5 protein-coding genes and 1 pseudogene are annotated in these 7,083 nt (G+C 65.7%); 2 read left to right on the top strand and 4 right to left on the bottom strand.

Going from position 1 to position 7,083, the window contains the following annotated elements:
- Positions 1–213: 213 nt before the first annotated feature.
- A complete protein-coding gene (locus GSQ89_RS27570) occupies positions 214–951 on the top strand; it encodes a hypothetical protein (RefSeq protein ID WP_158931335.1) in 738 nt (245 codons plus the stop codon).
- Between the two features lie 6 nt (positions 952–957).
- Here GSQ89_RS27570 and GSQ89_RS27565 read toward each other — a convergent pair whose 3' ends face one another.
- Positions 958–1,440, bottom strand: a complete 483-nt coding sequence (locus tag GSQ89_RS27565) for a heme-binding protein (RefSeq protein WP_158931333.1) — start codon at positions 1,438–1,440, stop codon at positions 958–960.
- Between the two features lie 87 nt (positions 1,441–1,527).
- Between GSQ89_RS27565 and GSQ89_RS27560 the strand changes: the two genes are divergently transcribed.
- Positions 1,528–4,830 (top strand): DUF2126 domain-containing protein, encoded by a 3,303-nt coding sequence (locus GSQ89_RS27560; RefSeq protein ID WP_158931331.1) that lies wholly within the window; start codon positions 1,528–1,530, stop codon positions 4,828–4,830.
- Positions 4,831–4,985: 155 nt separating this feature from the next.
- Here the strand turns inward: GSQ89_RS27560 and GSQ89_RS27555 are convergent, their stop codons facing one another.
- From GSQ89_RS27555 to GSQ89_RS27545, 3 genes and pseudogenes are all read right to left on the bottom strand, one after another.
- Positions 4,986–5,660 carry a glutathione S-transferase family protein gene (locus GSQ89_RS27555; protein WP_158931329.1) on the bottom strand — a complete coding sequence of 225 codons (675 nt, stop codon included), beginning with the start codon at positions 5,658–5,660 and terminating at the stop codon, positions 4,986–4,988.
- A 3-nt stretch (positions 5,661–5,663) separates the two neighbouring features.
- Positions 5,664–6,851 carry a CaiB/BaiF CoA-transferase family protein gene (locus tag GSQ89_RS27550; RefSeq protein ID WP_158931327.1) on the bottom strand — a complete coding sequence of 396 codons (1,188 nt, stop codon included), beginning with the start codon at positions 6,849–6,851 and terminating at the stop codon, positions 5,664–5,666.
- A pseudogene (locus GSQ89_RS27545) lies at positions 6,851–7,083 on the bottom strand (oxidoreductase); the annotation flags it as partial. The gene GSQ89_RS27550 and the pseudogene GSQ89_RS27545, both read right to left, overlap by 1 nt.

The raw sequence follows: 7,083 nt of genomic DNA, 5'->3' as shown, positions 1-7,083 counted from the left end.
GCTTCCCCTGGAGCGGTTATTTCGTATCACATACGAACGCCGTGACCCTCGTTCGTCCGCCGTGCTGAAAAATCCCTGGCCCAACACCCTCTCAGCAGAAAACCGGCAAGACACCGGCCACCCACGCAACGATCTCTATAACAAGGTAAACATTCCTTGACAAATCCCCAAAATCTAAGATAAACATCCTACACAACCGCAACGCCGGACACCATGACCGAAACCCACCCCGAACCGCCTCAAGACGCCGTCGCGATCCAGCTCCCCCCGGCCAACATCCTGTTGACCCTCGTCGTCGCCCTCCTCGCCCCCATGTTCCTCGGCGTCTGCGGCGGCGACATCGCCTTCGCTCGGGCCGCCGCGCTGGAAACCGTGAACGACTACCGCGCGCAAAACCGCGCCGGCCTTCTCGCCGTCGCCCTGATCGTCGCCTACGGCCTGGCCGCGCTGGGATCCCTCAGTCTCTCGATGGCCGACGACATCGCCCCGTCCATGGCGCTGCGTCTGCGAGGCAACGCCAACGCCCTGAACCGCTCCGCCGAGCAGAATCGTCAGGCCCTGAAGCGCAGTCTCGCCGACGATGCCGATCAGGCATCGTACCCCGGGATGACCGAAACCGGAATCCTCGCTCTGGACGATGAAAACTTCAGTGCGGACGTCGTCATAGCCGGCGTGGCCGCCGCCCAAAAACTGGCCGCCGACGCCCGCCCCCGCACGCAGGACAAGCCCGCGCCAGCCCCCGCCGCCCCGACCACCGCGGAGCAGCAAAGCCGGGCGATGTGGGCCAACGCGATGGCACAGGTGGCGGGCGATTTCACCGCCAACCTCGCCACGCTGCGCCCCGACCAACGCCGAACCGCCTCGATCCGGGCCGCCGCGCTGACCAGTTCCGCCAGCGCCTTGCTGTCAGGCGCGCCCCTGCCGGCCCTCGACCGCCCTATCCCGAGATAGTCGCGCCTACTTCAACTGATCGGCCGCCTGGTCCAGCCCCGCCTGCACGCACGGCTCATCCACCCCCGGCGATCCGGACGCGCCCACGCCACCGACAACCTCATTCCCTAGCTTGATCGGCAACCCACCCGGGATCGCGATCACGTTCGGCAACGTCACTTGCTGACGTACCACCGGGTTCCCATCGGTGAACCGCTTGGCATACGCGTCCGTCGAGACCTTGAACGTCATCGCCGTGTAAGCCTTGCGCCGAGCGTTCTCCATCGTATGCGGCGATGCGTTGTCGCCGCGAACCGCCACGATCGTGTCCCCGTCGCGGTCCACCACCACGACCGACACCGCATATCCTTCCGCCGCGCAATGCGCCAACGTTCCCTGCGCGATCGTGATCGCCGCGGCCGCCGGCACATCATGATGCACCAGCAATTCCGCCCGAGCCGGCCCCACAGCAAACAGGACCCCAATCAACACAACACCAAACCCACGCATGACCGTTCCCCCCTCAATCCACTGGTTGCCTTTGTCCCCTGGTGCGGTGCAACATTCCGGCTCAATGTCAAATGCCGGGCCCCGCAGATGCCGCTCCATGTCGCTCTGACCCACAAGACATCCTACCACTACGATCGCCTCATCACGCTGGGTCCGCAGACCATCCGCCTGCGTCCCGCGCCACAGGCCCGCACCGCGATCCTGTCCTACGACCTGACGGTCGAGCCAAAACCGCACTTCATCAACTGGATGCAGGACCCGCAGGGCAACCACCTCGCCCGCGTCGTGTTCCCCGAGAAGGTGGACCGGTTCGAGGTCACTGTCGACCTGGTCGCGGACATGGTCACGGTCAACCCGTTCGACTTCTTCCTGGAGCCGCAAGCCGAAACCTACCCGTTCACCTACGACCCGGTCCTGGAGCAGGAACTCGCCCCGTTCCGCAAAACCGAAACCCCCGGTCCAAATCTACAAGCTTTGCTAAACGCCATCCCCCGCGAGGAAATGCGGACAGTAGACAAACTGGTCGCGTTGAACACGCTGATCCAGAAGAAAGTCGCCTACATCGTCCGCCTGGAACCCGGCGTGTTCACCCCGGAACAGACCCTGGAGGGCGCCACCGGCTCATGCCGAGACTCCGCCTGGCTGCTGGTCCAGGTGCTGCGCCACCTCGGTTTCGCCGCCCGCTTCGTGTCCGGCTACCTGATCCAACTGGTCGGCGATGTGAAGCCGCTGGAAGGGCCGGAGGGTCCGACCGCCGACTTCACCGACCTGCATGCCTGGGCCGAGGTCTACCTACCCGGCGGCGGCTGGGTCGGCCTCGACGCCACCTCCGGCCTGCTGTGCGGCGAGGGCCACATCCCGCTCGCCGCCAGCCCCGACCCGATCTCCGCCGCGCCAATCTCCGGCCTGGTCGAAAAAGCAGAAACCACTTTCGGCTTCGAGATGTCCGTAAACCGGATCAAGGAAACCCCCCGCACCACCAAGCCTTACACCGAGGCCCAGTGGCAGGCGATCCTAGCCCGCGGCCAGGACGTCGACCGCGCACTACAACGCAACGACGTCCGTCTGACCATGGGCGGCGAGCCAACCTTCATCGCCGCCAACGACATGGACGCCGCGGAGTGGAACACCGACGCCCTAGGACCCACCAAGCGCGCCTACGCCGGTCGCCTGATCCGCCGCCTGATGGACCGCTGGGCACCGGGCGCTGTGCTGAACCACAGCATGGGCAAACAGTACCCCGGCGAGCAACTACCCCGCTGGGCCCTCCACTGCCACTGGCGCGCGGATGGCGAAACGATCTGGAACGATCCCGCTCTGCTCGCCTCCGACGACGACACCGATAACGCCACCGCCAGGGATGCCGCCCGCTTCGCCTACAGCCTCGCCGAACGCCTGCAAATCGACCCCGCCCTGGTTATCCCGGCGTACGAGGACGTCCACTACTACTTATGGAAAGAACACCGCCTGCCCGCCAACGTCCTGGCCGAGGACTCCAGGCTGGCCGACCCGCTGGAACGCGCCAGACTGGCAAAAATCTTCGCCCAGGGCCTGTCCAGCACCGTCGGCAGCGTCCTGCCCCTGCACCGAGTGATCGACGGCGGCGCAAGGCGCTGGCAATCCGGCAAATGGTTCTTCAAATCCGGCGAGATGTTCCTGATCCCCGGCGACAGCCCACTCGGCCTGCGCCTGCCGCTGGAATCGCTGCCCTGGGTCGATCCTGAACAGGCCGAATACGACATCGACCCCGACCCCTTCGCCCCACGCGAAAAACTACCCCCACGCCAGGCCCTGCAAACCCGCCCAGCCCTGGGCGACCGCCATGGCATCGAGAATTTCCGCCCCGTCCCGCAGGACCTACCCGAGATCGGCAAAAGCGACCCCGAAATCGTCCGCACCGCCCTCGCCGTCGAGGCCCGCGACGGCCTGCTGCACATCTTCTTCCCGCCGGTTTTCGCCGTCGAGGACTGGCTGGCCCTGACCACCGCTGTGGAAGAAACCGCCGCCGAAACCGGCCGCAAAATCGTCCTGGAGGGCTACCTGCCGCCCGAGGATGAACGCCTGCTGCACTTCTCCGTCACCCCCGACCCCGGCGTCATCGAGGTCAACGTCCACCCCGCCAACACCTGGTCCGAACAAGTCCGCCTGACCGAGGAACTCTACGAAGAAGCCCGCCAAATCGGCCTCGCAACGGAAAAATTCAACCTCGACGGCCGCCATGTCGGCACCGGCGGCGGCAACCACGTGGTGATGGGCGCCGCCGCGGCCGAGGACTCGCCGTTCCTGCGTCGTCCCGACCTGCTGAAATCCGTAGTTGGCTTTTGGCACAACCACCCCAGCCTGTCCTTCCTGTTCAGCGGCCAGTTCATCGGCCCCACCAGCCAGCACCCCAGGGTGGACGAGGCTCGGCAGGACGCCCTCGCCGAACTGGAGATCGCCTTCGCCCAAGTCAAATCAGGCGTACCGGTCGCCCCCTGGGTCACCGATCGTCTCTTCCGCAACATCCTGGCGGACATGACCGGCAACACCCACCGCACCGAGTTCTGTATCGACAAGATGTATGACCCCGCCAGCGCCTCCGGCCGCCGAGGCCTGGTCGAATGCCGATCCTTCGAGATGCCGCCGCACGCCCGCATGTCCGCGGCGCAAATCCTGCTGATGCGCGCAGCCGTTGCCGCCTTCTGGGAGCGCCCGTATGAGCGCCGCCTGATCCACTGGGGCACCAGGGTGCATGACGACTTCATGCTGCCCCACTTCGTCGAACAGGACTTCAACGGCGCGTTGGAAGAACTCGGGACGCTTGGTTTCAGCTTGGACACGGAATGGTTCGCCCCGCATCTGGCCTTCCGCTTCCCCCATATCGGCCAGGTCGCCTGCCGCGGCATGGAGCTGGAATTGCGCAACGCCCTGGAACCCTGGCACGTTCTGGGCGAGGAACAGACCGCCACCGGTACGGTCCGCTATGTCGACAGTTCGGTGGAACGCGTGCAGGCACGCGTGTCCGGCTGGATCGACGAACGCTATGTGCTCGCCGCGAACGGCGCCGCGGTGCCACTGACCCGCACTGACCGGGAAGGGGAGTATGTCGGCGGCATCCGCTTCAAGGCCTGGAACCCGCCCAGCGCGCTGCACCCGACGATCGGCGTCCACGCGCCGCTGGTGCTGGACATCTTCGACCGTTGGAGCGGCCGCAGCCTGGGTGGCCTGACCTACCACGTCTCCCATCCCGGTGGTCGCAGCTACGACACGTTCCCCGTCAACGCCAACGAAGCCGAAGCCAGGCGCCGCGGCCGGTTCTTCCCGTTCGGCCACACACCCGGACCGATGGACGAACCGGTCGGCCAACAATCCCGCGAGCACCCACGCACGCTCGACCTACGGCGGGTCTGACCCTGTCCGTGCCATGCTCTAATTCTGTCATATTGGCCGGCTGTGCCGTTGCCCACCGTCGTGCCCTCGTCATGGCGGGCGATGGCCCGCCATCCACGCCTTGGTTTGTGCAAATTGGAAACCGGCAGGCCGAACCGAAGAAACACCTATTTGTATCAAACGGAACAACCGCTCGGTGGTATCACAATGCCAGCCGCCGGCGGGGCATTGGTCGCCAATGCATGTGTATAGGCAGGTCGATCCTTCGCACGCTCATTATAGGCCAGTACGCGATCACTCACCGACACGCCGTAACGAACCGCCCAGGTCACGCAGGTGGACAGCAGGATGTCGGCGGCCGTGAAGCGATCGCCCAGGATGTAGTGTGGATCAGCCTCCAATGCGCGCTCGACGGTTCGCATCTGCTGCTGGAAGTATTCGGCCGCGGCGGCGTTGGCCTGCGGTGCCTCACCATAGATGTGCCGCAGGTCGCCGTGCCGGCGCATCACGTACAGCGACGTCGCATCCAACTCGCTGATGACGAAGAAGCACCATTCCAGGCATTGCGCCCGCTGCCTGGGATCTGTGGGCACCAGGCGGTTGTGCGGCTGGCCGTAGGCGTCGGACAGATAGGTAATGATCGCCGCGCTTTCGGTCAGGATCAGGCCGTTATCCTGCAGCAACGGGATCTTCTGGCGGGCGCTCAGGGCGGTGAATTCGGCGGTCTTGGTTTGGCCGGTGCGGGGCAGGATCGGACGCAACTCGAAGTCCAGGCCGAGTTCATGCAAGGCCCAATGTGGACGGATGGTTCGGCTGGTGCCGGCGCCCCACAGGATGCGTTCATTGCCCATTGTTCATCCCCGATGGTTGGACCCCGGTGGCTTGGACGTCAGTGCCGCTATGTCGGCTATGGAATAACCGATCTGCGCCAGGACAGTCTCGGTATGCTCCCCAATGCTCGGAGCAGGGCCGGCGATGCGGGCCGGCGTGCGATCGAACCGAGCGGCGGGGCGAGCCTGGCGGACCCGGCCCACGGTGGGCTGTTCGATCTCCTCGATCAGCGCGTTGTTGATCACCTGGACATTGTGCATGACGTCGGCACGCCGCAGCACCGGGGCGCAGGGCACCTCTGCCGCGTCCAGACGGTCCAGCCAGTCCTCGCTATGCCCGGTCGCCAGGATCTCGCCCACCAGCCGCAGCCGTTCCGCCGCGTTCATCGATCGGGCCGAGGGCGTTCGGAAGCGCGGGTCATCCACCCATTCCGGCCGTTCAATGACATGGCACAGGCCGCGCCACTCGGAATCGGACAGCGACCCGACGGTGATGTAACCATCCAACGTCTGGAAGATCAGGTCAGGCCGAGGCGCCGGCTGCGGGGCGTTTTCCCGGCCGACGATGGCATATTGCGACATCGCCTCGGGCCACAGGAATCCCACCATGGTGTCGAGCATCGACAGGCGGATGTGTTGGCCCTGGCCGGTGCGCGCCCTGGCGACCAGGGCGGCGCAGATGGCCTGGGCGCCATAGACCGCGGTCGTTTTGTCCGCAACGATGGTGCGGATCATCTTCGGCCGCCCGGTTTCCTGGTCCGCCTGGACATCGGCGAAGCCCGACAGCGATTGGATGATCGGGTCATAGACACGCTTTTTCACGTAGGGGCCTGTATCGCCGACGCCGGAGATCGACACATAGACCAGGCCCGGATTGGCGCCGCGCATTTCCGGTTCGCCCAGGCCCAGCCGCTCCATCGTTCCGGGACGGAAATTCTGCACCAGGACGTCCGCGGTGGCGATCAGGCGGCGCAGCGCCTCCAGCGCCGCCGGTTGTTTCAAATCCAACGACACCGAACGCTTGCCGCGGTTGCAGGCGATGAACATGGCGGTGAACTGCCCATCCCCGGCGGTGCGGCGGGCGATGTCGCCGGTGGGCGGCTCGATCTTGATCACGTCCGCGCCCTGGTCGGCCAGGATGGCGGTGCAGACCGGCCCGGATACCACCGTGGTCAGGTCGATGACCCGGATGCCCTCCAGCGGTCCCGCCATCACCAATGCTCCGACCACGGCCGCAGATCGAGTTCGTGGGTCCAGGCGTCGCGGGGCTGGCGATGCAGATTCCAGTAGTTCTCGGCAATGGAATCGGGGTTCAGGATGCCGTCGGCGGCCTTGCGGGACTCGTAACGGTCGGGCGCGCGTTCGCGGGTGAAATCGGTGTCGATCGCGCCATCGACGACGACATGTGCGACATGGATGTTCTCCGGCCCGAGTTCGCGCGCCA

Source organism: Acidisphaera sp. S103 (genome assembly GCF_009765975.1).
Classification (GTDB): Bacteria; Pseudomonadota; Alphaproteobacteria; order Acetobacterales; family Acetobacteraceae; genus Rhodopila.
This window is presented reverse-complemented; position numbering and strand designations above follow the sequence as displayed.